Annotated in this window: 25 protein-coding genes and 1 pseudogene; 9 read left to right on the top strand and 17 right to left on the bottom strand. The window is 63.1% G+C overall.

What is annotated here, in order from left to right; genetic code table 11:
* Window positions 1-14 precede the first annotated feature (14 nt).
* From AA309_RS10400 to ygfZ, 8 genes and pseudogenes are all read right to left on the bottom strand, one after another.
* Window positions 15-2,720, bottom strand: coding sequence for a DUF2339 domain-containing protein (locus AA309_RS10400; protein WP_052954619.1), 2,706 nt, complete (start codon window positions 2,718-2,720; stop codon window positions 15-17).
* Between the two features lie 53 nt (window positions 2,721-2,773).
* Window positions 2,774-3,292 carry a tyrosine phosphatase family protein gene (locus tag AA309_RS10395; protein WP_047188947.1) on the bottom strand — a complete coding sequence of 173 codons (519 nt, stop codon included), beginning with the start codon at window positions 3,290-3,292 and terminating at the stop codon, window positions 2,774-2,776.
* 8 nt (window positions 3,293-3,300) lie between these two features.
* Window positions 3,301-3,891, bottom strand: a complete 591-nt coding sequence (locus AA309_RS10390; RefSeq protein WP_047188946.1) for an HD domain-containing protein — start codon at window positions 3,889-3,891, stop codon at window positions 3,301-3,303.
* A 147-nt stretch (window positions 3,892-4,038) separates the two neighbouring features.
* Window positions 4,039-4,635 (bottom strand): annotated as a pseudogene (locus tag AA309_RS10385) (DNA-3-methyladenine glycosylase I); the annotation flags it as partial.
* Window positions 4,636-4,692: 57 nt separating this feature from the next.
* Window positions 4,693-5,145 carry an aminoglycoside 6'-N-acetyltransferase gene (gene aac(6') / locus AA309_RS10380; RefSeq protein WP_047188945.1) on the bottom strand — a complete coding sequence of 151 codons (453 nt, stop codon included), beginning with the start codon at window positions 5,143-5,145 and terminating at the stop codon, window positions 4,693-4,695.
* On the bottom strand, window positions 5,145-5,780 hold the full coding sequence (locus AA309_RS10375) for an FMN-binding negative transcriptional regulator (RefSeq protein WP_047188944.1): 636 nt from the start codon (window positions 5,778-5,780) through the stop codon (window positions 5,145-5,147). The genes aac(6') and AA309_RS10375 overlap by 1 nt, the downstream gene beginning before the upstream one ends.
* A 100-nt stretch (window positions 5,781-5,880) precedes the next feature.
* Window positions 5,881-7,830: a hybrid sensor histidine kinase/response regulator gene (locus tag AA309_RS10370; RefSeq protein ID WP_047188971.1), complete on the bottom strand. Its 1,950-nt coding sequence runs from the start codon at window positions 7,828-7,830 to the stop codon at window positions 5,881-5,883.
* A 104-nt stretch (window positions 7,831-7,934) separates the two neighbouring features.
* Complete coding sequence (gene ygfZ / locus AA309_RS10365) at window positions 7,935-8,828, bottom strand: CAF17-like 4Fe-4S cluster assembly/insertion protein YgfZ (RefSeq protein WP_047188970.1); 894 nt, start codon at window positions 8,826-8,828, stop codon at window positions 7,935-7,937.
* Between the two features lie 187 nt (window positions 8,829-9,015).
* Between ygfZ and AA309_RS10360 the strand changes: the two genes are divergently transcribed.
* Entirely contained in the window at window positions 9,016-10,350 is a 1,335-nt protein-coding gene (locus tag AA309_RS10360; RefSeq protein WP_047188943.1) for a dihydroorotase, read from the top strand.
* A gap of 13 nt (window positions 10,351-10,363) precedes the next feature.
* Here AA309_RS10360 and AA309_RS10355 read toward each other — a convergent pair whose 3' ends face one another.
* The 7 genes from AA309_RS10355 to pdxH all read right to left on the bottom strand — a co-directional run bounded on the left by AA309_RS10355 (window position 10,364) and on the right by pdxH (window position 14,830).
* Window positions 10,364-10,756 carry a VOC family protein gene (locus AA309_RS10355; RefSeq protein ID WP_047188942.1) on the bottom strand — a complete coding sequence of 131 codons (393 nt, stop codon included), beginning with the start codon at window positions 10,754-10,756 and terminating at the stop codon, window positions 10,364-10,366.
* Between the two features lie 30 nt (window positions 10,757-10,786).
* On the bottom strand, window positions 10,787-11,404 hold the full coding sequence (locus AA309_RS10350) for a LysE family translocator (protein ID WP_342027940.1): 618 nt from the start codon (window positions 11,402-11,404) through the stop codon (window positions 10,787-10,789).
* Window positions 11,405-11,884: 480 nt separating this feature from the next.
* Window positions 11,885-12,148 carry a hypothetical protein gene (locus AA309_RS10340; RefSeq protein ID WP_047188939.1) on the bottom strand — a complete coding sequence of 88 codons (264 nt, stop codon included), beginning with the start codon at window positions 12,146-12,148 and terminating at the stop codon, window positions 11,885-11,887.
* Window positions 12,149-12,318: 170 nt separating this feature from the next.
* Window positions 12,319-12,930 (bottom strand): TIGR02301 family protein, encoded by a 612-nt coding sequence (locus AA309_RS10335; protein ID WP_244470315.1) that lies wholly within the window; start codon window positions 12,928-12,930, stop codon window positions 12,319-12,321.
* A complete protein-coding gene (locus AA309_RS10330; RefSeq protein ID WP_047188938.1) occupies window positions 12,927-13,376 on the bottom strand; it encodes an NUDIX hydrolase in 450 nt (149 codons plus the stop codon). The genes AA309_RS10335 and AA309_RS10330 overlap by 4 nt, the downstream gene beginning before the upstream one ends.
* A 29-nt stretch (window positions 13,377-13,405) precedes the next feature.
* The gene (locus tag AA309_RS10325) at window positions 13,406-14,128 is read right to left on the bottom strand and encodes an SDR family NAD(P)-dependent oxidoreductase (protein ID WP_150117483.1); all 723 of its coding nucleotides are present in this window, start codon (window positions 14,126-14,128) and stop codon (window positions 13,406-13,408) included.
* 87 nt (window positions 14,129-14,215) lie between these two features.
* Window positions 14,216-14,830: a pyridoxamine 5'-phosphate oxidase gene (gene pdxH, locus AA309_RS10320; RefSeq protein ID WP_047188936.1), complete on the bottom strand. Its 615-nt coding sequence runs from the start codon at window positions 14,828-14,830 to the stop codon at window positions 14,216-14,218.
* A gap of 39 nt (window positions 14,831-14,869) precedes the next feature.
* Here pdxH and AA309_RS10315 point away from each other — a divergent pair, with 39 nt between their 5' ends.
* The 4 genes from AA309_RS10315 to AA309_RS10300 all read left to right on the top strand — a co-directional run bounded on the left by AA309_RS10315 (window position 14,870) and on the right by AA309_RS10300 (window position 18,065).
* Complete coding sequence (locus AA309_RS10315) at window positions 14,870-15,406, top strand: RT0821/Lpp0805 family surface protein (protein ID WP_047188935.1); 537 nt, start codon at window positions 14,870-14,872, stop codon at window positions 15,404-15,406.
* A gap of 104 nt (window positions 15,407-15,510) precedes the next feature.
* A complete protein-coding gene (locus AA309_RS10310; RefSeq protein WP_047188934.1) occupies window positions 15,511-16,464 on the top strand; it encodes a DnaJ C-terminal domain-containing protein in 954 nt (317 codons plus the stop codon).
* 171 nt (window positions 16,465-16,635) lie between these two features.
* Window positions 16,636-17,460 (top strand): enoyl-ACP reductase FabI, encoded by an 825-nt coding sequence (gene fabI / locus AA309_RS10305; protein WP_047188933.1) that lies wholly within the window; start codon window positions 16,636-16,638, stop codon window positions 17,458-17,460.
* 11 nt (window positions 17,461-17,471) lie between these two features.
* Window positions 17,472-18,065 carry a histidine phosphatase family protein gene (locus AA309_RS10300; RefSeq protein ID WP_047188932.1) on the top strand — a complete coding sequence of 198 codons (594 nt, stop codon included), beginning with the start codon at window positions 17,472-17,474 and terminating at the stop codon, window positions 18,063-18,065.
* Here the strand turns inward: AA309_RS10300 and AA309_RS10295 are convergent.
* A complete protein-coding gene (locus AA309_RS10295; RefSeq protein WP_047188931.1) occupies window positions 18,050-18,973 on the bottom strand; it encodes a DMT family transporter in 924 nt (307 codons plus the stop codon). The two genes, AA309_RS10300 and AA309_RS10295, sit on opposite strands and share 16 nt — an antisense overlap.
* Before the next feature lie 155 nt (window positions 18,974-19,128).
* Here AA309_RS10295 and AA309_RS10290 point away from each other — a divergent pair, with 155 nt between their 5' ends.
* From AA309_RS10290 to ribB, 3 genes are all read left to right on the top strand, one after another.
* Window positions 19,129-20,487, top strand: a complete 1,359-nt coding sequence (locus tag AA309_RS10290) for an aminotransferase-like domain-containing protein (RefSeq protein WP_244470317.1) — start codon at window positions 19,129-19,131, stop codon at window positions 20,485-20,487.
* A 119-nt stretch (window positions 20,488-20,606) separates the two neighbouring features.
* Window positions 20,607-21,722, top strand: a complete 1,116-nt coding sequence (gene aroC, locus AA309_RS10285) for a chorismate synthase (RefSeq protein WP_047188929.1) — start codon at window positions 20,607-20,609, stop codon at window positions 21,720-21,722.
* 50 nt (window positions 21,723-21,772) lie between these two features.
* Window positions 21,773-23,062 carry a 3,4-dihydroxy-2-butanone-4-phosphate synthase gene (gene ribB, locus AA309_RS10280; protein WP_047188928.1) on the top strand — a complete coding sequence of 430 codons (1,290 nt, stop codon included), beginning with the start codon at window positions 21,773-21,775 and terminating at the stop codon, window positions 23,060-23,062.
* Between the two features lie 58 nt (window positions 23,063-23,120).
* On the opposite strand, the gene AA309_RS10275 is transcribed toward ribB, so the two are convergent.
* A complete protein-coding gene (locus AA309_RS10275) occupies window positions 23,121-24,062 on the bottom strand; it encodes a histone deacetylase family protein (RefSeq protein WP_047188927.1) in 942 nt (313 codons plus the stop codon).
* A gap of 204 nt (window positions 24,063-24,266) precedes the next feature.
* On the opposite strand from AA309_RS10275, the gene AA309_RS10270 reads away from it, so the two are divergent.
* Complete coding sequence (locus AA309_RS10270) at window positions 24,267-24,854, top strand: L,D-transpeptidase (RefSeq protein ID WP_047188926.1); 588 nt, start codon at window positions 24,267-24,269, stop codon at window positions 24,852-24,854.
* Window positions 24,855-24,919: the final 65 nt, after the last annotated feature.

Here is a 24,919-nt window from a genome sequence, read left to right as displayed (position 1 = left end):
TTGGACCGCTCTCCTCACGAGATTGCGGCGTTGCCCGGCCGGCGGACGAGGAATCTCTGATAAACGAGACCGATGCCGATGAGAACAAGCCCGAGGCCAATAAATGACAGGGCCCGCATCACGCCGTCCAAGTTGGCCAGGTCGATGATGAATACCTTCAGAACGGCCAGCACAAGATAAACCGCCGAGGCAATGCGCGCAAAGCGGTTATCGCGGCTGATTCCAAAGCCCAGCAGCGCGATGCCGATGACGAGGAGGGCGACCGAGTAGCTCCACTGCTCGCCCTGGGTGAACCTGCGCCAGAAAAAGCCCAGGTTCGGACCTTGGAAGACCCGCCGGATTTCCAAGGCCACATAAGCCCATTGCAGGAGGAGACTTAAGGTAGCGGAGGCGATGACGTAGTAGCGGGGGCGGGCATCGCGCTCCACATAGGCCAGCCCGCCTGCCAGGATCGAGGGCAGGAGGTAGGCCAGGATCAGGCTGTTGAAGAGGATGCCGCCTGTGATCGCGTCATTGGTCAGAAGTGGGTTTTCGATCACGAGCAGTCCGATGCCGGACAGCGCGAAGGAGACGACCTTGAAGATCAGGGAGCCCCATCGGTAGACCGGGTCGGCCCTCCGAATATCCAAGCGCGTCAGCAGGATCGCGAAAGCGAGACTTTCCGTCGCAATCAGGCCGGCCTCCAGGAAGCTGAAATCGGCCGCCAACGGGTCGCCTGCGTGAAGGGCGTGCCGGATCTCGAAGAAGACCAGGAACACCGCGAAGACGATGCTGAGGCTCTCAGTAAACTGGACGATACGGTCGCGTCCGGTCCGCTCCAGAAGGCGGCTCGCCAGCCAGAACGCCACGGCGGGAACGCCATAGCCCCAGAGAAGCCAATTGACGATGACAGGTCCCGGATCGCCGCCCACGATGGTGGGATCCCAGATCAGGCGACCCAGCACGATGAGGCCGATGACGCCCACCGCATAGCGCAGGGCCGGGATGGCAATGCGGTTCGCGACCCAGGCGTTTCCGAAAGCCATCAGCGCGAAGGCCACCGTCAGCATGCCCTTCTCCAGGGTGAAGGTCAGGCCGAGAGCCACGGCTCCCAAAGCCGCCGAGGCTGTGGCGCCGAGGCCGAGGCGAATGGCGGAATCCTCTTCCGCTCTCCCGCCGCGCATGAGCCATTGCGAGGCCAGCACGAAGGCGAGCGCCAGAACGCCCGCAACGAGAGCGAAGGAGAGGCTGCGCTCGAACTCGGTCACGCGCCAATAGGCGGCGACCAGGGCGAGCAGCGGCCCTACGCTCGCCGCCACCGCATACCAGGCGGCGACCGGCAGGCGCAGGCCCTGAGAGCGCGACAGCCGCAGCAGGGACGTACCGGCGATGACGGTCGGCAGCAGCGCGCCCAGAACAAGATAAGTGTCGAGGGCATAGGGGCGGACCGCGAAAACATCGCCGCTCCGGTAGAACAGGTTTTCAGGCTCGCCACCGATCTCGGTGGCGAGCGGCCAGATCAACAGGGCCCCCGCTGCCAGCAGTGCCGCACTGGTAGCGGCTGTTGAGATCGAGGCAATGCGTATGCCTGCTGCCAGCAGGACGAGCACCATGGCTGCCACGAAGACCGATCGCCCGTCACCTGTATAGACCGAACTCGTCACGACGATTCCGGCAAAGGCGAAGGCGAGGAGCACCGCGCTCGCAGCCCTGTCGATCCGCGCCTCGGTATCTGGAATGTGGCGGTAGGGATCAATTGCGAGAAAGACGGCGGCAAGGCCTGCCTGGAGCACCAGATGCACCATGGCCGGCAATACGTTCGATCCGTCGATGAAGAAGATCGGCGCAGCCCAGAGCAGCACACCCACTGAGCCTGCCAGAGCGAGCCAGCGCCAAAACCGCAACCGCGCGACGCCATAGGCGGGCAGCACCACGAAGGCGAGATAGATCACGAGCGCCCAAGGCTGCGGCCTGTCCGATGAGACGAGAAGCGGGCTTCCCATGGCGCCGAGAAGGCCGAGAGCCGCCAGCGTGGGACCATGGAGTGTCGAGGCGACCATCGCGAGAACCGCGATCAGACCAAGGAGCACAAAGGTCGTTCCGGGTCCGATCAGGCCATAGAGGGCGTACGCGGCGTAGGCCGAGGCGAAGGCCGTACAGGTGCCGGCGGCGGTAAGGATGCTCGGTACGTTGGCGCTGGGGATGCCGAGCAGGCCGAAGCGGCTTGCGCGACGGCGCATCCATTCGCCTGCGCCGATGAGGGCGAGCGCGAAGAGGATTCCGAGGGCGACGCGGGTCTGCGGGGTGAGCAGGTTCTGGTCGATGGAATAGCGCACGAGGAAGATGCCGCCGAGCGCCAGCGCCACGCCACCGACCCACACGGCCCAACGGGAGCCGAGCTTTTCCTCGAAGCCTTGGCGGGGCGGAACGGGCTGGATTGCAGTCGCGGGGATCGGCGGAACGGAAGTCGGCTTGGGTGCTTCGGGCTCTGGCGGGGCTGCCTCGGCCGGTTGAGCGGGGATAGGCTCTGGAGCGGGCGCGGGTGCTTGCTCCGCCGCCAGATCGCTCGGCCTTGGAGCCGTGCGCATTTCCGTCTCCAGCCGGTCCAGACGAAGCTCGATGCGATGAAGGTCCCGGCGGGCTCGCATGGCGAAGATCAGGCCGAGGAGTGCGGCGACGGGGGTGCCGATCCCGATGAGAGCAGCCAGAAGGATGGCAAAACCGAACAGCACGTCGTCCACGAAGAGGCCCTCGCATTCACAATCGGGGCAGCCATCGCACAGGCGGAATCGTGCTAGCCCCTGTTAAGCTGTAACATGAAGGGCGTGCCCTCCATAGCCTCCGTTCCCCGGCCAATGGCGCGGATGGCCTCCACCATGCGGCCCTGTCGACCGAGAAGATCGTCGGCGAGCGCGACGAAACGTGCGTTCGGCGTGGCTGCGGGGGCGGCTTGCCGAAGGGCTAGGGCTAGTTCTGGCTCGTCCCGCTCAGGCGCCAAGGCGCAGGCTGTGATATAAGCCGCCGCCGTCGAGCGACTGATCCCGGCCCAGCAATGAAAGAGCAGGGGGCTTGTCCGGTCCCAGGCCCGGATGAAGGCGAGAAGCTTCTCCATATGCTCGGGTTCCGCCAGCACATGTCCCTCCAGCGGTTCCACGATGTCGCTCACGCCGATGAAGAGGTGTCGGTCCGGCGCGATGGAGACAGGCCGCTCCACTGTCGTGCCCACGCCCATGAGGCTCACGACGTGGCTCGGATTGATCGCTGAAATCGTGTCGTGCAGGCGGGAGAGGGGACAGACGTGCAGTGTCGGCATGAGCCTTCTCACGCGATGACAGTGAGAACGCGCTCGCGGAAGCGCTCCTCGGCTTGCGCCACGGGCCAGGGCTCAAGAAGTGCGTGAACGCTGCGGGGCAGAGGTACGGGGCGACCGAAGAACTTGATCGCTTCCTCGCGACCGAAACCTGCGAGATGCGTCGCTTCGAGAAACGCAGCCTGTCGGTCCGCCTGCTTGATGAAGCGCTTCAGCACAGTGCTCGGCGCTGCAGGCAATCCGAAGTGGAGATGGATCGCGCCGAGCAATCCCGCTTCGATGGCTTTGTACGCATCGCCGATCACGGCCTTGAAGGGCGAGATGATGTCGCCGATCACGTATTCCGGCGCATCGTGCAGCAAGACCGCAAGGCGCGTGGTGCGCGGCATCTCGGGATCGAGATGATCGGCAATGGCCTCGACGAGAAGAGAGTGCTGCGCCACCGAGAAGATGTGGCCGCCGATGGTCTGCCCGTTCCAGCGCGCCACGCGCGCAAGGCCATGCGCGATGTCGTCGAGTTCGACGTCGAGGGGCGAGGGATCGAGCAGGTTGAGGCGGCGGCCCGAGAGCATCCGCTGCCAGACGCGAGGTTCCTTCGCCATTTACGGTTTCTCGGCCGGAGCATCGGATCCAAAAGTGGAGGCCCCTTTTGGGGTTGATCCGATGCTCTCGTTTGAATGTGGCGCATCGTTAGGAGCGGACAACCGGGGCCACTTTTCGCTGGCGCGGCCCTTCGGGTCCGCACGATGCGCCATGGCTGCGCATTCCGCATGGCGGTAGCAGCCGACGAGGTGATCGTTCACCATGCCCACAGCCTGCATGAAGGCATAGACGATGGTGGGGCCGACGAAGTTGAACCCTTCCGCTCGCAGCGCCTTCGAGATGCGCTTCGACACGTCCGTTTCCGCCTGCACGTCGCTCCGGCTCTTCAGGTTGTTCTGGACCGGACGGCCGTCGATGAAATTCCAGAGGAAGTTCGAAAAGCCGCCGCGCTCCTGAAGGCTGAGCCATGCGCGCGCGCCTGCGATCGTCGCTTCGATCTTGGCGCGGTTGCGCACGATGCCTTGGTCGAGCATCAGCGCTTCGACCTTTGCCTGATCGAACCGGACGATCTTCTCGGGCTCGAAACCCGCAAAAGCCGTCCGAAAGTTCTCGCGCTTGCGCAGGATCGTGATCCAGGACAGGCCTGCCTGGAAGCCGTCGAGAATGAGCTTCTCGAAGAGAGCCCGGTCATCGAATTCGGGCACGCCCCATTCGTTGTCGTGATAGGCGACGTAGAAAGGGTCCGTGCCGGGCCACCAGCAGCGGTGCTTGTTGTCAGGGTGAAGGATCAGTCCGTCGGTCATGGCATGAGGTGTAGCGGCCTTAAGCGAAAACGGAAAGGTCTCCGCAATCTGAAATCGTCAACGAGAGCGGAGGGGCTTTCGGTAATAGACGACCCGCTCGGTTTCCTCGAAGCCGACGGCGACATGCATGCTTTGGGAGATCTCGTTGTGGATCTCCACGTCGGAGGCAAGCTCCTGGCAGCCAAGGCCCCTGGCCCAATCCTCCACAGCCTTGCAAAGGAGGCGGGCGATGCCCCGTTTCCGGTACGCCGGACGAACGTAAATCCCTTCCAGGAAAGCGACCGGAGACGTAGTGCAGCCATTCACATAATCGCGGCGCAGCGCCACCTCGGCGAAGGCTATCGCGGCAGCTTTTGCATCATAAGCCAGAAAGGCGACGGCTTGCTGCGGATTATGGAGGATGGCTTCTGCTTCCAGGGTATGCTCAGCCAAGTCTGTATCAGGCCATAGCTCCTTCCGAAGAGCCGCCCATGCATTCAGGGATTGAAGATCGGAGGGAATGATCTGCATCATGCCCCTCGCTTGTCGACCAGATCCGCCATGTGGCGGGCGCCCTCATCACCCAGGGTGCGCAGTCCCGTGGCAACGCCTCTGCGGTCGGCCTCGCTGCGGTTCTGGCTCACCTTCCACTTGCCTTCGATCCGCGTGATCTCGATCTCCACGCCCACGATGCCTTTCAGCTGCGCGGCCAGGAAATCGGCTGGTGCATCGTTCACGGCCCAGGGCTCGGCTCGTGTTGATTCCTGAGCCGAGGTCATGGCCGTGATTTGTTTCAGGAGCCAGTCGGAACCGTCCATGACCCGCATCCGCCCGTAAGTCTGCACGATGGCGTAGTTCCAGGTCGGCACGACCTTGCCGTGCTCGCGCTTGGCCTCATACCAGGACGGCGTGATGTAGGTTTCCGTGCCCTGAAAGACCACAAGCGCCTCCTGATCAGGATCGAAGTCGCGCCATTGCGGATTGGCGCGGGAGAGATGAGCCCGCAAGGTGCCATGGGGCGAGGCCGTCGCATCCAGCACGAAGGGAGTGGGATTGGCGAGGAGGCCTGTGCTGCCATGGGTCACGAGCAGCCCAAGCGGATGCGCCTTGATGAGCGCGTGCTGGACCTCAAGGCGATCTTCACGAAAATGCGGCGGCTGATACATGGCATTCCCATTCCGGTGTGACGGGAATGCTAGACACGAAAGTGCAGGCAGGACCAATCAAAAAACCCGATCCAGTCCATCAAGGTGATGGATCAATGGCTCAAGTGCTGGTGCGCAGCGAGCGTAGCTTGTCAGCCAGCTCCGTCCAGCGATAGGGCTTGCTGATGAAGGACACGCCATTGTCGAACCCTTCCGACGGCAGCGCCGACATAGGATAGCCGGAGGCGAGCAGAACCTTGATCCGCGGCCGCAATTGGCGGGCTTTGCGAGAGAGCTCGACACCGTTCATGCCGTTGGGCATCACCACGTCGCTGAACAGCACGTCGATGAGGGTATCGGTTTCCAGCACTGCTATAGCGCCGAGAGCGTCCTTCGCCGTGAGCACGTCGTAACCCAGGCTGTCGAAGATCTCCGTTGCCACCTCCAGAACGGCAGGCTCGTCCTCGACGATTAGCACGGTTCCGGCGCTGTCGCGGGCGGGGCGCACAGTGTCGGATTGCTCCTCGTCGCCCGTTTCCTGTCCCTCGCCGTGAGCAGGCAACAGCATGGTGATCGTCGTCCCTTGGCCAAGCGTGCTGTCCACCTCGATATGGCCGCCTGACTGGGTGATGAAGCCATAGACTTGGCTCAGGCCAAGACCTGTGCCTTTGCCGACTTCCTTCGTGGTGAAGAAGGGTTCGAAGACACGCGAGGCAACATCCGGCGTCATGCCCATGCCCGTATCCTTAACCGTGACGACCACATAGGGTCCCGCAGGAATGCTCCGGATCGCAGCGCGATCCTCGGTCAGATTGGTTTCGCCGATGGCAATCGTCAGATCGCCGCCATCCGGCATGGCATCGCGCGCATTCACCACGAGGTTGAGAAGCGCGGCCTCGAACTGCGCACCGTCCACATTGATCATGCTGATCCGCGAGGGGAGGGAGAGCTGCAAGTTCACTGCCTCTCCGCAGGCGCGGCGCAACACCGTCTCGAAACCTTCGATCAACCTGACGGGATCGTGCAGTGCCGACTGCAGCGGCTGGCGGCGCGAGAAGGCGAGCAGCTGCTGGGTCAGCTGGGCGCCTCGCTCGGCGGCGTGTTGCGCGCTCTCGATGAGGCGGGTCTCGCGGGCGCCGGTCACGCTGCGGGTCAGCAGGTCCAGATTGTTGACGATGATCGTCAGCAGATTGTTGAAGTCATGCGCGATGCCCCCCGTCAGCTGCCCGACGGTTTCCATCTTCTGCGACTGGAAGAGAGCGGCCTGAGCCTGTGCCAGGGCTTCCTCGGCGTTGCGGCGCTCGGTGATGTCGCGCGTGATCTTGGCGAAGCCAATCAGCCTCTTCTGGTCGTTGTAAATCGGATCGATGACGACGTTGGCCCAGAACCGCGTGCCGTCCTTGCGCAGGCGCCAGCCTTCCGCTTCGAACTTGCCTTCGCGCCGTGCGATCTGGAGTGCGCGCTGTGGCAGGCCGGTGGCACGATCCTCTTCCGTATAGAAACGCGAGAAATGCTGCCCGCGGATCTCGTCTTCGCTGTAGCCCTTGATGCGCTGTGCACCGGGGTTCCAGTTCGAGACGTAGCCTTCCGGATCGAGCATGTAGATGGCGTAATCAGTCACGCCCTGCACCAGAAGCCTGAAGCGCTGCTCGCTTTCGCGGAGAGCCTCTTCGGCCTTGCGGCGTTCGGTGAGATCGCGGGTGATCTTGGCAAAGCCGAGCAGGTTGCCCTTGGCATCCCGGATCGGGTCGATGACCACATGGGCCCAGAACCGCGTGCCGTCCTTGCGCACGCGCCAGGCTTCGGTCTCGAACTTGCCCTCCCGCGCGGCCGTCTCGAGAACGCGCTGGGGCAGGCCGGCGGCGCGGTCCTCCTCCGTGTAGAAGCGGGAGAAATGCTCCCCGAGGATTTCGCTTTCGACATAACCCTTGAAGCGCTGGGCTCCGGAATTCCAACTTGCGATGATGCCGCTGGGATCGAGCATGTAAATGGCATAATCCGTGACGGCGTCGACGAGGAGCTGGAAGCGTTCCTTATCGTGCGCCGTCTCGTGCGCTTGAACAGCAATCATCGAAAATCCCTTGATCAGGCCCCCTTCGCGCATGGCTTTCGGCGCGTAAGAGGTCCATTCGCGGCTAACGCAGATTTGATCACCCGGTTCCTTGGAACCCAGTCCTAGGCCGAACCCGCGCCACTTTTGCTGCCAGTTTCCCCAGGGTAAGGAAAGTTTACCCAGAGGGGCTTTTCCAAACGGACGGGAATGCCTCCCGCCAGGATGGGCTCGCCCGCTGCCAGAGCATCGGCGGCGCGGTCCAGGCGGATCATGACAAGACCCCGACCTTCTGCCCCGGTGCCGGTCTTGCCCAGCGCTTTCCCGCCCGCTGTCACCTCGACGCCCACATCGGCGGCAAAGCCGCCTTCGTAGACGGCGGGCACGATGCGTGTGCGGGCCGTGCCCCGGTGCTGCATGCGCGAGACGACCTCCTGGCCCACATAGCAGCCCTTGTCGAAATCGACCCCGTGCAGTTGGTCCATGAGCGCCTCATGCGGGAAGGCATCCCCGAACAGGAAGTCGCGCCCGCCCTCGGGGACACCGAGTGCGATGCGGCGGGCATGGTAGGCCTCGGCCGGGATCTTCGCGAATTCGGCCGCGTCCTGCGCGGCGATGATGGCGCGCCAGCCGAGTTCGGGCCGGCGAGGGTCTTGTGCCACGAGGCCGACTTCGTCGTCTGGCCTCTGCTCGTCCCAGCCCGCCACGACGGCCATGGCGTCGGACAGGTCCTCGATCCCCGCCTTGGCCCGGAGCTTGTAGAAGGTCAGCCGTTTGGCGAGATCGGGAGCAAAGACCCTGAAGGTATCGAGGTAGTAACCGCCGCCGATCTCGTCCGGCGCCTGAAACACGATGAAGTCGAACAGGATTTTTCCTTGCGGCGACAGCAAGGCGCCGAGCCGCGCGGCTTCGGGCGAGACCCGGTCCAGGTCGCAGGTGATGAGGCCATCGAGAAAACTCTTGGCGTCCTCGCCCGAAACCCTTACCACGCCACGGTCGGCTAAATGGACTGACGGCATGTTCCGCTCCAGTTGCTCCTGCTGGTGCATCGGACCTAAAAGTGGAAACCACTTTTAGGACCCATCCGATGCTCTCTGGTCAATTGGCGCATCGTTGGATGCGGAAAACCGGGTCCACTTTTCCGCACGATGCGCTACAAGCGTGACATATGCCCCCTTTGCTCGAGCCTCAAGGGACGAGATTGCCATGCCCCAAACCTTCGACCTGATCCTCAAGGGCGGTATCGTCGTGAACCACGACGGACGCGTCGAGCGCGATATCGGCATCCGGGCCGGCACCATCGCCGCCATCGGCGATCTCTCCCAGGCCTCCGCCGGCCGGGAGATCGATTGCCGGGGGCTGCACATCCTGCCCGGCGTCATCGACACGCAGGTGCATTTCCGCGAGCCCGGTCTCGACCACAAGGAGGATCTGGAATCAGGCTCCCGCGCTGCCGTCATGGGCGGCGTGACCGCAGTCTTCGAAATGCCGAACACCGACCCGCAGACCACCACCCCTGAGACGCTCGCGGACAAGGTGAAGCGCGGGCATCACCGCATGCATTGCGACTTCGCCTTCTGGGTCGGCGGCACGCATGAGAACGCGAAGGATGTCGCAGAACTCGAACGTCTTCCGGGCGCTGCCGGGATCAAGGTGTTCATGGGCTCGTCCACCGGCTCCCTGCTGGTGGAGGATGACGAGGGCATTGCCAATATCCTGCGCAACACGCGCCGCCGCGCCGCTTTCCATTCGGAGGACGAGGCGATGCTGCGTGCGCGGAAGGACCTGCGCGTCGAGAAGGATCCGCGCTCCCATCCCGTCTGGCGTTCGGCGGAGGTCGCACTCACCTGCACGCAGCGTCTCGTGCGCATCTCTCAGGCGACCGGCGCGCGCATTCACGTGCTCCACGTCACGACGGCGGAGGAGATGGCGCTGTTGAAGGAGCATAAGGATCTCGTCTCCGTCGAGGTCACGCCGCATCATCTGACGCTTGTGGGGCCGGAGGATTACGAGCGCCTCGGCACCTATGTGCAGATGAACCCGCCCGTGCGCGACGAACATCATCGTGCCGCGATCTGGCAGGGGCTCGACGAGGGCATTGCCGATATTCTCGGCTCCGATCACGCGCCGCATACCCGCGAGGAGAAGGATAAGGCTTATCCCAATACGCCTTCCGGCATGACCGGCGTGCAGACGCTCGTTCCCATCATGCTCGACCACGTGAATGCGAGCAGGCTCACGCTCGAGCGCTTCGTCGACATGACGAGCGCAGGTCCCAAGCGCCTCTTCGGCATTGCCCGCAAAGGCCGCATCGCCGTGGGCTATGACGCGGATTTCACCGTGGTCGATCTCAAGCGCACCGAGATCATCACCAACGACTGGATCGCCTCGAAGTCCCAGTGGACTCCGTACGATGGCAGGAAAGTTACCGGGTGGCCCATCGGCACTGTCGTGCGCGGCAATGTCGTGATGTGGGACGGCGGATTGGAGATGCCGTCGCAGGGTGAGGTGGCACGGTTCGAGGAGACGCTGCGCCCCTAAAAGCGCAGCGTGATCATACGTCCCACACAGCGTTCTGAAGCACGACGCGGTAACCGTCGGGATCTTCGAATGTCATCCCGTGGCGATCCCAATAAGGGTTGAAGGAGGGAACGGGCGAGAAGCCATTGGCACGCATCCGTTCGATGGCAGCTTCCCATGCTGTGCGGTCGGGCAGATAGAAAACGAGGAGATTGTCCTGTGTTGGAGCCCGTCCGGCCCTGTGTCCGGGATGCTGCGTGAATTCCAGGTGCCAGGGTGCGCCGGGATGCCCGAGCATTCGGCCATCGAAGCCATCGTGATCGTCGAATGAGGCGATCATCTCGAAACCGAGACCGTCGCGATAGAAACGCACGACTTCTTCGAGCCTGTCGGTCGGTCTCGCGACCCGTAGCTTCACATCTTTCATGCGTCCACTCCTCGATCCGGGTGATAAGCCTCAACGGCGAATCGGAGACGCATCGCCTGCCAGGGCGAGGCGCAGGCCGAGAGCGATCATGATGATGCCGGCGCACCTCTCCTGCCAGGCGATGAGGCCTGGTCGACGTGAAAGCCAGTCGCCGATCGTTCCCGTGCCGACCGCAACAGTTCCGAGAACGAAGAAGCCGGAAGTCTTTTGGACGCCCCCCAGGAACAGCAGCTGTGCCGTCACGGACCAACCATTCGCCGGATCGACGAATTGCGGAAGGAAGGCCAGCATGAAGACCATCGCTTTCGGGTTGGTCAGATTGTTGATCATTCCCTGACGCAGAGCGGTGAAATCCGAAATCGGCTGCGGTGCCGTCCGTACAAGGGCGTGAGTGCGAAGGGATCCGATGATGAGTTTGGCTCCAAGCCAGACGAGGTAAGCCGCTCCCGACCATCGCAAAAGCTCGAAGGCCATTGGCGAGGCTTGAATCAAAGACGCGACGCCAAGGGCCAAGAGCGGAAGCTGGATAAGGCCGGCCACCAAGGTCATGCCGACTGCCGTAAGAACTGCCGTGCGCCGACCCTGACCGACGCCGCGGCTCAGCAGAAGGATCATGTCGGGTCCGGGGGCGAGCTGCAGGGCCAGCACGGCCGTGTCGAAAGTCAGAAAGGTCGTTAGAGCCGTTTCCCCTTACGTGGAATCAGCTCTCTTCTTTGGTCTGCCGCATTTTCTGACGGCGAACCGGATCCACTTCGCCGGAAAATGCTCTAGATCCGGCATGAGGAGGCTCTCTCTCGACATCTCGTTGGACAAAGCGCCGACACCGCGAAGTTGCTCAATGCTACCCGGATCGCGAGCGGTGGTCACGAAGACACGCAATTCGCACGGTGCTCGGGTGTCCTCGATGACGATCGGGCGCATGGTTTAGAGCATCGGACGAGAAAAATGGATCCGGTTTTCCGCCTCGAACGATGCACTGCTCTATAAAGGGAGCATCGGATTCAACCCAAAAGTGCAAGTCCACTTATGGGTCCGCTGCTCTAGCGAGCGGCAAGGGCTCAGGATTCTCCCCGGCCGGCAGCGATGCCACACGAGGTGAGCACTGGGTCGCGCAGCAGTTCCTCTGCCTTAATGCTTCAACGAACCCGCCATCGAGAACGCCCCGCTGCGGATCTTGTCCGCGAGCGATGAGGCGTATTGGGCCACGGCGTCCTCGCCGTAAGTGGCGACGAGTTCGGTGAAGGCTGCGAAGAGCGCGGCTTGCGCCATGCAATCGGCGTCAAGCCCGTCGAACTCGGCCTCGGCAAAAGCCTCGGTCACATAGCTCAATGCGGCCTGCTTGATGGCGCTGAGTTCGGGCAGCTCGGTGAGAGGGACGTCGTTATCGTTCATAAATCCAGGCCCCTTTAGGGGGTCGGCGCGGGTTCGGTTGATTCGACTCTTAAGGCATCGCGCCGTCCCACCGCCAGCATCACCTTGCAAAGAGGTTAACGCGAGGGGGGAGGGTTCTAATAAATGTGGATAAAGCCCTTGGTCCGCCAAGGATTGCGCGGTGACGATTCCTAGCCGCCGTAGCGCCCGGTGATGCTGCGGGCGATCTGCTCGCCTTCCCGGATGAACCGGACCGAGGCTTCCTGGGCCGAAGGCGTGCAGACGCGATAGGTGAGGGCATAGGCTTGGTAGCCCTTGTTGTAGGCTCCGGCCAGACGTTCGCGGCGGCCTGGCGTCGTGCCCTCCGTATCGAGCAGGATCTGCATGCGCCGACCCCATTCTTGGGCGTCGGGAGCAGTGCAGAGCGGACGCAGCATGGCGAGAGCCCCCATGATTTCGGCGAGCCGCAGAAGCTCCTTTTCGTAAGGAGCTGGCGGCGGCTCGACCGCGGGAGCGGGTTCGGCCTGCTGCTGTTCCGGCGGCGGCTGTTGGGCTCCCGGACGCGGCTGCGGATTGCTCTGTTGCTGTTGACGCCGCTGCTGTGGCTGGGGCTGGGGTTGAGGGCGATATTGCGGCTGCGGCCGATATTGCGGCGGGTAGGGCTGCTGCGGGTAAGGCTGTTGGGGCATGTTCGGATTACGAGGGGGGCCGAACAGGCGCTCGAAGAAACCCTGCGCCGCCGCCGGCTGGAAGGATGCCGGTCCCATCGCCAGAACCGTAAGCAGCACGACGGCGTGCTTCATGAGCGTGAATCCTCGCGGGCGAGCTCGAAGGCCCGCTGCAGAATTCCCGTGAGCCCCGCTGTCATGGGCAGATCGGCAATGTCCCGTTCCGTGACCCAACGGATATCCTTTGCTTCCGGTCCTGTCTGGGGTTCGCCGGAAACCCAGCGGGCGGCATGGGCGGCGATGACGACATGGTGCTTTATATGGCCCATCTCGTCTCTTTCAATGAACTCCACAGGCGCGATCAATCCGATGATCTCGGCCTCGACTCCAACTTCTTCGCGCAGTTCCCGCAGGGCCGCCTCACTTAAGCGTTCGCCGGTCTCCACCATCCCGCCAGGCAGCGAATAGAGGCCCTCGCTCGGCGGTTTGCCCCGTGCTGCGAGCAGGATCCGCCCATTCCGGATCACTGCCACCGAGGCGGCGAGGATGGGACGTGACGGATAGAAGCGCTCGCTCGTCATGGAATAACGCTCTCCCACCGCCTCAGGGCTTAAACGTGCTGGCCGCCATTGATGTGCAGCTCCGCGCCGTTCACGTAGGAACTCGCGTCGGTGCAGAGGAAGTAGATGGCCTTGGCCACCTCGTCAGGCGTGCCGAGACGGCGCATGGGGATTTGCTCAACGATCTTTTCCGTGCCCGGTGAGAGGATCGAGGTGTCGATCTCGCCAGGGGAAATGGCGTTCACGCGAACGGCGAGAGGGCCGAAATCGGCAGCCATCTCTCGGGTCAGCGCCGCGAGCGCCGCCTTGGAGGTGGCGTAAGCCGCACCGGCGAAGGGATGGACGCGGGAGCCCGCGATAGAGGTGACATTCACCACCGATCCCTTGGCGCGGGTCAGCTCGTCCTGCAGGCCACGGGCCAGCATGATCGAGGCGAAGAAGTTCACCTGGAACACCCGCAGCCAGTCCTCATAGGCCGTGTGGATAGCGTCCAGACGCGTGCCGCCGGGACCCTTGGGCGAGATGCCCGCATTGTTGACGAGCGCATGCAGGCAGCCGCCCTCGGCGGCGAGCCGCTCCTTCACCTCGGCGATGGCGCGGCGGGTATCCTCCGCATTCGCGAGATCGACCTGCAGATGGTCCTCCGGCCCCATCTCCCACGGGCAGTTTTCGGGAAAGCCATGGCGTGAGCAGGTGATCACCCGCCAGCCGGCGGCGGAGAAGCGCTTCACCGTGGCATGCCCGATCCCGCGGCTGGCGCCGGTGAGCAGCATGATGCGGCGGGAGGTGTTGGACGAGGAGGACATTTCAAAATCTCTCTGAGGGTGAGGTCACCCTTATCTCATCGGTGAGCGGAAGTCTTATGGATAAAGGCGGACTTTGCGCCAGCCGTCTCCCTCGCGGGTGAAGACCACGCGGTCGTGGAGCCGAAATGGTTTGTCCTGCCAGAACTCGATGGAGACAGGCGCGATGCGGAAACCCGTCCAGTAGGGCGGGCGCGGCACTTCGCCTAAAGCGTACTTCGCGGCGTTCAGGGCGACAGCCTTTTCCAGCGCGAAACGGCTCTCCAGCGGGCGCGACTGCTGGCTCGCCCAGGCGCCGATGCGGCTGTCTCGGGGCCGGCTCTGGAAATAGGCGTCGGCTTCCTCGTCGCTCACCACGGTCACCGGGCCACGGGCACGCACCTGGCGGCGCAGGCTCTTCCAGTGCAGGACGATGGCGGCCTTCTTCTGCCCCAGAAGCTCGCGGCCCTTGTTGGATTCCGTGTTGGTGTAGAACACGAAGCCGTTCTCATCGAAGCCTTTGAGCAGCACCATGCGTACGTTGGGCAACCCCGTCTCGTCGACGGTCGCGAGCGCCATGGCGTTCGGATCGTTCGGCTCGGAGGCTTCGGCCTCCGTCAGCCAGGACTGAAACAGGTCAAAGGGTTCTTCCGCTTCAGTGAAGTCACCGGTTGTTAACGGGTTCAATGGAATATCTCTGCGTGTGACTTTTCGATCTGGGGGATCCGACGCGTGCCGTGGACCAATCCGCGCCGTTATAGATCAGATGCTTTCCTGCGCGAAGCCGGGAAAATTCTGGCTGCGGGATTGATCGCCCTGTCGACATCGGCGTGCACGCTTTCCCTCGGCATGGCGGGGTTGGACGATGAGGAGCCCAGGACCACGGGCGCCATCGCCCAGGCTGCCGTCACTCCCGTTGAACCGGTTCTGCTTTCGCCCGATCTGAACGAGGAAGACTGGCGCCGGGCCAAGGCGGCTCTTGCCGTCGCCCTCGATCCGCAAGGGGCGGGAACGCAAGTCTCCTGGGATAATCCCGAGACCTCGATGAAGGGTACCTTCACGCCGACCGGCGTGCCCTTCGTGAAGAACGACGAGATCTGCCGCACCTTCACTGCCCAGCTCAGCGGCCCCAAGAGCGCCAATCTGCATGGCACCGCCTGCCGGCCTTCGGGCGAGGAATGGGCGCTCAAGGAGGTCAGGCCGGCGGCATCCGAGACGAAGCCGGGGAAGGCCCCGGCCAAGCTTCTGAAAAAGATCGCGAAAGCTTAAGCTGCTGCCAGCTTCTTGTTGCCAAGCAGCAACACTTTTCCCATATGAACCTCAATCCCGTAGGGCGGTTCTGCCCTCATCTGACGGTTCATGGATTTTCCACGATGCGAAACCCCTACGACGTTCTAGGCGTGTCCCGCTCCGCGAGCGAAGCGGAGATCAAGAAGGCGTTCCGCAAGCTGGCCAAAACCTATCATCCGGACAGCAACAAGAACGACCCGAAGACCAAGGACAAGTTCGCCGAGGTCAATGCCGCCTATGAGATCCTGGGCGATGCGGAGAAGCGCGCCCAATTCGACCGAGGCGAGATCGACGCGGAAGGCAAGCCGCGCTTCCAGGGCTTTGAAGGCTTCGGTGGCGGCCGGGGCGCGGGCGCTCAGGGCTTCGAGGGTTTCGGTTTCGGTGGCGGCAGCCCGTTCGGACGGCGTGGCGCGCGCGGCTTTACAGGCGGGGATACTAACGATTTCTTCTCCGAGCTCTTCGGTGAGGCATTCCGCTCGGCCGGGGCCGAGGGCATGCGCCAGCAGCAGAACCGCGCCCGTCCCCAGAAGGGCGAGGACGTGTCGGCCACCCTCACCGTGACCCTGGAGGAAGTGGCTGCGGAGGCGAAGAAGCGTATCCGGCTGCCGACGGGCCGCGACCTGGACGTGGTCATTCCCAAAGGCGTCAGCGACGGGCAGGTGATCCGCCTGCGCGGCCAGGGGCAGGGGGCTCCTGGCGTGAACCCGGGCGATGCGCTCCTCACCATCAGGATCGCGCCTCATGAGCGCTTCACCATGGAGGGCGCGAACCTGCGCTCGCGCCTGCCGATCCAGATCGAGGAGGCCATCCTCGGCGGCTCGGTGCGCATCCCGACCCTGACCGGCGCGGTGAGCATGAACATCCCGCCCATGACCGATTCCGGCCGCACCTTCCGCCTGCGCGGCAAGGGCCTGCCCATGAAGGGCGGGGAGCGCGGCGACCTTTTGGTCACGGTGGAGATCAAGCTGCCTGAAGTCGTGGACGAGGAGCTGATGGATTATGCCCGCAAGCGGCGCTCCGCGAAGGCAGAACGATAAAATTCACGATGAAGCCCCTGGATTCGGCTGCAGAACCCTGAAGCAGCGGATCGTTGTCAGCGGAAAACCGGGGCCCTTTTCCTCACCATGCGCTAAGAGGGCTTCCACACTCTTGCCGGGTCGGCTAAAGAAGCCGCTCTTTTTGCTGTCCAGCGACGATTTAGGTGAATCATGGCGGAGACAAAAGCCACCGGCATCCTGGCCGGTAAGCGTGGCTTGGTGATGGGCGTGGCGAACAACCGTTCGATCGCCTGGGGCATTGCGCAGGCTGCTCGCCAGCAGGGTGCTGAGCTTGCCTTCACCTACCAGGGCGACGCCCTCAAGAAGCGTGTCGAGCCCCTGGCGAAGGAACTCGACGCTCATGTGGTCGGCCATTGCGACGTGACGGACGGCGCTACGATCGATGCCGTGTTCGAAGAAGTAAAGCGCCTCTGGGGTTCCATCGATTTCGTGATCCACTGCATCGCCTTCTCCGACAAGGACGAGCTGACCGGCCGCTACGTGGACACCACCGAGGGCAACTTCAACAAGTCGCTCCTCATCTCCTGCTATTCGTTCACGGCCATCGCCCAGCGCGCCGAGAAGCTGATGAACGACGGCGGTTCGCTGGTCACGCTGACCTATTACGGCGCCGAGAAGTGGATGCCTCATTACAATGTCATGGGCGTCGCCAAGGCTGCTCTCGAGGCTTCCGTGCGTTATCTCGCCGCCGATCTCGGCCCCAAGAACATCCGCGTCAACGCCATCTCGGCTGGCCCCATCAAGACGCTGGCCGCCTCCGGTATCGGTGACTTCCGCTACATTCTGAGGTGGAACGAGTACAACTCGCCGCTTCGCCGAACGGTCACCATCGAGGAAGTCGGCGAGACCGCCGCCTATCTCGTCTCCGACATGGCGCGCGGCATGACCGGCGAGATCCTGCATGTGGATGCCGGCTATCACGTCGTCGGCATGAAGAACCCGGAAGCTCCCGACCTCTCCCTCGACAAAGAGTAATCCGACCGATCATGGTACTGTCTCGCCCGACGATCTATTTCATCCGCCATGGCGAGACGGATTGGAATCTCGAGGGCCGTCTCCAGGGTCAGAAGGATATCCCGCTCAATGATCTCGGCCGTGTTCAGGCCGAGGAGGCGGGCCGTCGGCTTAAGGACATCGCTCCGCATTGCGAGGATCTCGCCTACGTGGCGAGCCCGATGCGACGCACCCGCGAGACCATGGAGATCCTGCGGGCGGCCATTGGCCTTCATCCCCAGAGTTACAGGCTGGACGAGCGTCTGATCGAGCTGACCTTCGGCTCCTGGGAAGGCATGACCTGGAAAGAGGTTCGCAAGGCCGAGCCGCAACTTGCGGCGCTTCGCGAGCGTGACAAGTGGAACTACGTTCCGCCGGGCGGAGGCGAGAGCTACGCCATGCTCACCGACCGCATCCGCCCGGTCCTCGACTATCTCACCCGCGACACGGTCATCGTCGCTCACGGCGGCGTGGCCCGTGCCTTCCTCGCCATCTGCTGCGGCGTCTCCAGCCGGCAGGCCGCCAGCATGGACATCTGGCAGGGCAGGGTGCTCGTGATCGAGGGGCGCAATCACCGGTGGGTGTGAGAGGCCGCTCCGATTTCCAAGGTGCTCGCGACACTCGCCTCGCGTGCCTTGGCGAAGCGCTTGGCTCCCGCAACGCAGAAAATGACGGCGACGGTCACGGCGATCATCTGCCACCCGACGGCTTCCTTCAGAAGCAAAGCAGAAAGCGTGAGTCCAAAGAAGGGTTGAAGGAGTTGTAGCTGACCCACTCCGGCAATGCCGCCAAGAGCCAAGCCCCGGTACCAGAACACGAAACCGATCAGCATGGAAAACAGCGAAACGTATCCGAGACCCAGCCAGGCTGGCGTCCCGATGTTATCCCATGCCGTTGGAAGAGCAAGAAACGCCCCCATGGCCGTCATCGGCAGCGAGAGGACAAGCGCCCACGAAATCACCTGCCAGCCTCCGAGCTTACGTGAGAGTTTTGCGCCTTCCGCATAGCCGAGACCGCACAGCAGGATCGCTGCCAGCATCAGAAAATCCCCTGCTGCAGAAGCGGAGCCTCCGTGGATGAGGGCATATCCGGTCACCAGGGCTCCTCCCAGGCCGGAGAACGCCCAGAACGCCGCCTGCGGGCGTTCTCCGTTTCGTATTACACCGAAGATGGCTGTCGTGAGGGGGAGAAGGCCGATGAAGACGATGGATCGGGCGGATGTGATGGATTGCAGGGCAAACGCCGTCAGCAGCGGAAAACTCACAACCACGCCGAGCGAGACGAGCGCGAGTGGGACGTAATCCTCTCGATCAGGCTTTCTTTGCCGTAAGGCGGCGAGCAGCGCAGCCCCCAGAACGCCCGCGATGGTTGCCCGCGCCAGAGTGAGGAAAAGTGGATCGAAGTCCGATACGGCGATGCGTGTTGCAGGGAGTGATCCGCTGAAGATCAACACGCCAAGAAAACCGCATATCCACCCTTCCATTGTCCTGTCCATGCGCCCGCCTCCCGACTTCACCTCTTTTCGGTGAGGCGACGTGGCTTTCCCAGGTACGATCCAGTACAGTTCATCCGAACTGTAGCGGGATGGAGAGCAGTACAGTGGATGATCCCTCAATCCGGCATCGTTCCGGAACGCAGATTGAGCGCGTCATGCAGGCAATCCGCAGCCAGATCGCCAGCCGGTCGCTGACCCCGGGCGCGAAACTCCCTTCGATCCGCTCCACCGCCGAAATGATGCAGGTGTCCAAGTCCACCGTTGTTGAAGCCTATGACCGGCTGATGGCAGAGGGCATCATCCGATCGAGGCCAGGCTCAGGCTTCTACAGTGCCGCCCCGCTTTCCCCCTTGTCCTTGGCGGAGCTTGCCCCGCGTCTCGATCGCTCCATCGATCCGTTCTGGGTCTCGCGGCAGTCGCTCGAAGCCGGAAGCGATATGCTGAAGCCTGGGTGTGGCTGGCTCCCGAGCCACTGGATGCCCGAGGAAGAGATACGCCGTTCATTGCGCTCTCTCGCGAGGCTGAGGGACCGGACAGGGCTCACCGATTATGGCTCTCCTCTCGGATTGACGGCCCTGCGGCAGTACCTATCGCGGCGAGCGGCAGAGCAAGGTTTTGAGGCGGCTCCCGACCAGATTTTGCTGACGGATTCGGGCACGCAGGCGATCGACCTAGTCTGCCGGCTTCTGCTTCGTCCGGGGGATACCGTTCTGGTGGACGACCCCTGCTACTTCAACTTTCTTGCCCTGCTGCGCGCCCATCAAGTTGAGGTCATTGGTGCTCCTTACACTGCTACAGGTCCTGACATCAGCCTTTTCGAGAAAGCGCTGTCGGACCACCGGCCCCGCCTCTACATCACGAATTCTGGGATCCATAACCCCACGGGAGCAGCGCTGTCCGCTGTGACTGCGCACAAGCTCCTTAAACTGGCCGAGGCTCATGATCTCCTCATCGTCGAGGACGATATCTTCGCGGACTTCGAGATTGATCCCGCACCGCGATTGGCTGCTCTCGATGGTCTCAACCGCGTGGTGCGGGTCGGCAGTTTCTCCAAAACCTTATCGGCGGCGTTCCGATGCGGTTATATTGCCGGCAACCGAAGTTGGATCGACAAACTCACCGATTGTCGGATCGCGACGGGTTTCTCCAGTAACCGCCTCTCGGAAGAACTCGTTCTGAGTGTTTTGAGCAGTGGTGCTTATCACAAGCACAAGGACGCTCTCCGGGCACGCCTCGCCAAAGCAAGGGCGGCGACGATCCCACGGTTGAGAAGCCTTGGCATCGAGCCATGGATAGAACCCAAAGCAGGCATGCTTCTCTGGTGCCGGTTGCCCCACGGCATCGATGCTGCCGAGGTTGCACGCCACGCCCTGGCCGATGGTGCCGTTCTCGCGCCCGGGAATGTCTTCAGCCCTTCGCAGACGGCCGCCGGCTTCCTTCGGTTCAACGTCGCCCAATGTGCCGACGACCGGCTTTTTCCAATCCTTGAAAAAGCCCTGCGGCAGACAGGCTGATATCTCTGGGCCAGGGGGCGGGATATGGCCTCTTAACCTGCTCCGCAATCAACGGACCATGTTGGACGTGACACCCGCTCGCTTTGGTCTTAAGACGCCTTGAACCCTGAAGAAGCGCCATGTCCTACAATACGTTCGGTCATCTTTTCCGCGTCACCACCTTCGGCGAGAGCCATGGCCCGGCCTTGGGCTGTGTCATCGATGGCTGCCCGCCCATGATCCCGCTGGAGGCCTCCGAGATCCAGGCGGAACTCGACCGCCGCCGGCCGGGCCAATCGCGCTTCACTACCCAGCGCCAGGAGCCGGACCAGGTGAAGATCCTCTCCGGCGTGTTCACGGATGAGCGCACGGGCCGGCAGGTCACCACCGGCACGCCCATCGCCCTGATGATCGAGAACGTGGACCAACGCTCCAAGGACTACTCGGAGATCAAGAACTCCTACCGACCGGGGCACGCGGATTTCACCTATGACGTGAAGTACGGCATCCGCGACTATCGCGGCGGCGGACGCTCCTCGGCCCGCGAAACGGCGGCCCGCGTGGCGGCTGGCGCGGTGGCCCGCAAGGTCCTGCCCGGAGTCGCCATTCGCGGTGCGCTCGTGCAGATGGGACCCCACGCCGTCGATCGCGGCAACTGGGATTGGGACGAGGTGTCCCGCAATCCGTTCTTCTGCCCGGATGCGAAGGCGGCGGCCTTCTATGAGGAATATCTGGATGGCCTGCGGAAAGCTGGCTCCTCCATCGGCGCGGTGCTCGAGATCGTGGCCGAGGGCGTGCCTGCGGGCCTCGGTGCGCCGATTTACGGCAAGCTCGATTCCGATCTCGCCGCCGCTCTCATGTCGATCAATGCCGTGAAGGGCGTCGAGATCGGCGACGGCTTCGCGGCTGCGGCCCTGCGCGGCGAGGAGAACGCAGACGAGATGCGCCCCGGCAACCAGGGCGCGCCGACCTTCCTGTCGAACCATGCGGGCGGCATTCTCGGCGGCATTTCCACCGGCCAGCCGGTCATCTGCCGCTTTGCGGTGAAGCCCACCTCGTCGATCCTCACCCCCCGCTCCAGCGTGACCCGCACCGGTGCCGAGGCCGAGGTGATGACCAAGGGGCGGCATGATCCCTGCGTCGGCATTCGCGCCGTGCCGGTGGGTGAGGCCATGGTGGCCTGCGTTCTGGCAGATCATTTCCTGCGCCATCGGGGGCAGGTGGGCGAGGGGCTGTCCTGGCCGTTCAAGGCTTGAAGCCGCGATTTTAGTTTTACTAAAATCGCGGCTTCCATTAAGTCGGCGGCATGAAGCTGGCTGAATGGTTGTCCCGCAACGGTGTGTCGCGCGTTGAGTTCGCGCGGCGGATTGGCGTCACTCCTGGCGCCATCACCCAGATGTGCAACTCCGGCCATGCCTGGCTTTCGCGGGACACCGCGGAATTGATCGCCCGCGAAACCCGCGGGGCCGTCACGCCCAATGATTTTCTGCCCCAATCCGCCCAGGAGGCCCTGATGCCCAAATCCGTCACAGATGCCATCGAGGCTTTCGCTCGTGGTGAAATCGTCATCGTCACGGATGACGACGACCGCGAGAACGAGGGCGATCTCATCGTCGCGGCCTCCCTCTGCACGCCGGAGAAGATGGCCTTCATCATCCGAAACACCTGCGGCATCGTCTGCGCGCCGCTGACGGCGTCCGAAGCGCGCCGCCTGCGTCTCGACCCGATGGTGGCCTCGAACGATGCCCCGCTGGGCACCGCATTCACGGTGACCGTCGATGTGAAGCACGGGCTGACCACCGGCATCTCCGCCGAGCAGCGCTCCAACACCGTGCGCGCGCTTGCCAACAACAACATGGGCGCGGCCGATTTCGTGCGCCCCGGCCACATCTTCCCGCTGATCGCCAAGGATGGCGGCGTGCTCATGCGCTCAGGCCATACGGAGGCTGCCGTCGATCTCTGCAGGCTCGCTGGCCTCCCGCCGGTGGGCGTGATCTGCGAACTCGCCAACGACGACGGCACGGTGATGAAGGGCGCGCAGATCGATGCCTTCGCCGAGAAGCACAATCTCAAGCGCATACCGGTCGCCGATCTCATCGCCTACCGCCAGTCGCGCGAGAAGCTCGTCGAACGCATCGCCACCTTCCCGGTCGAGACGGCTTGGGGCTCGTTCACGGGCTATGCCTATTCTACGCCGTTCGACAGCGTGCAGCACATGGCGCTCGTCCATGGCCGCATCGGCGACGGCGCCAACATCCCCGTGCGCCTGCACCGCGCCAATGCGCTCACCGACGTCTTCGAGGGCGGCAAGACAGTGGCTGCCGCCATGCAGCGTTTCGTGAAGGAGGGCAGGGGCGTCCTCGTCTACCTGCGTGACGGAACGGCGGGCGTGCCCACCACGAGCTTCACGGAGAGCGAGGAGACCGCATCGGAAGCCGTACGCTCGAGCCAGTGGCGCGAGATCGGATTGGGCGCGCAGATCCTGAAGGATCTCGGCGTCACCTCCATCCGCAATCTCGCGACCTCAAGCCGGTCTTACGTGGGTCTCAGCGGCTTCGGCATCGAGCTTCTGAGCCAGGAGCCGATCGAGTGCTGATGGATACTGGCGTGGATGGCCGCAACAGGTGCGGCCATGACGAGGATGTTGGCTGAACTCAGGTGTGCATCTCACGCCCCATCAGGGCGTCGAGATGGAACGCGGTTGATTTTGCCAATCCTTCGAGATCGTAGCCACCCTCCAGCACCGACACGATCCGCCGGCCGCAATGCCGGTCAGCGAGATCCATCAGCTTCTGCGTCGCCCAGGCGAAGTCCGTCTCGGTGAGATTGAGGCTGGCTAGCGGGTCGCGCCAATGCGCATCGAAGCCTGCGGAAACGATGATGAGATCCGGCGCGAACGCATCGATGCGCGGCAGGATCGCTGTTTCCACGGCTTCACGGAAGGCTTCCGTGCCATCACCGGCATTGAGCGGTGCATTGACGATATTGTTGTGCTCGCCGGTTTCCGAGATCGCGCCGGTTCCTGGGTAGAGCGGCGCCTCATGCGTCGAGCAATAGAGCACGCTCGCATCGCTCCAGAAGATGTCCTGCGTGCCGTTGCCGTGGTGAACATCCCAATCGAAGATCGCGACGCGCTCGGCGCCATGCTTCTTCTGCGCATGGCGCGCGGCAATCGCCGCGTTGTTGAAGAAGCAGAAGCCCATGGCTCTCACCCGTTCGGCATGATGCCCCGGTGGGCGCATCGCGACGAAGGCATTCGCGACATGACCGCCCATCACCTCATCCACAGCCTTTACCGCGCCGCCAGCACCTCGCAGAGCAGCCTCGTAAGTGCCGGGTGACATCACGGTGTCCTCATCGATCCGGACCAAGCCCTCTCGCGGGGAGATATCGCGCAGCCGAACGACGTAGCTCTCAGGATGAGCGAGGATGAGGCTCTCCATCTCCGCCATGGGTGCCTGATCTCGGATCAGGGGCGTGAAGCGCTCCTTCTCCAGGGCGCGCTCGATGGCGCGGATGCGGTCCGGCCTCTCCGGATGGCCGAGAGGCGTCTGATGGTCGAGGCAGGCCGGATGGCTGATGTAGAGCGTGGACATTCAAGCACTTGATAAGGAGGTGGAAAACAGTGTCGCAGCCGTTCAAGCAATTGTCCATGTTGTTGCGACGCAACACATCTTGCAATTCAACCATGGCATTGTTCGGGTGATTCGCTCATTGACCGAGGGTCATTCAACCCAAGCTTAAGAGCTTTACCTTCCATCCCTGCTGTCTTCGTGACGGCAAAGCAGAGCTTTGTTCCGATGCGCCTCTCCAGCCTCTTCTTCCTCGTGGCAACCATGGCGGCCCTGGCCGGCTGTACCTACAAGGGTGTCCCGGAGCCTCAGGTTTCCGCCCGCGATACGGAGTGGCTGGCGCAGGTTCCCACGTCGCAGGAAGAGCCACGCTATGGTCGGTACCTCATCGAGGATCCGACCGGCGAGGCGCCCGGCACCATCATCGTCGATACCAAGCAGCGCTTCCTCTACTACGTGCTGGATAACAAGAAGGCGATCCGCTACGGCGTGGCTGTCGGTGACGAGGCCTATGGCTGGACCGGCACGTCGCGCATCGCCCGCAAGGCTGAATGGCCGGATTGGAACCCACCCGCCGAGATGAAGGCCCGCTGGCCGCATGTGCAGTTCACGAAGGGCGGCCCCGGCAATCCGCTCGGCGCACGCGCTCTCTACCTCTACGAGGGCAATCGCGACACGCTCTACCGCATCCACGGCACCAACGAGCCGGAGAAGATCGGTCTGGCCGTTTCCTCAGGCTGCATCCGGATGCGCAACATCGACGTGATCGATCTCTACAATCGCGTGTCGCTGAATACGAAAGTCATCGTCCGCTAAAAAGAAAAGCGCCCTTCGGGGCGCTTTTTGTTTTGTGCTTTGGCTTAGAGCATCGGACCCAAAAG

Origin of the sequence: Microvirga vignae, from assembly GCF_001017175.1 — a bacterium.
GTDB classification, from domain to species: Bacteria; Pseudomonadota; Alphaproteobacteria; order Rhizobiales; family Beijerinckiaceae; genus Microvirga; species Microvirga vignae.
Note: the sequence above shows the minus strand (reverse complement) of the source record. Positions and strands in the feature narration are given on the sequence as shown.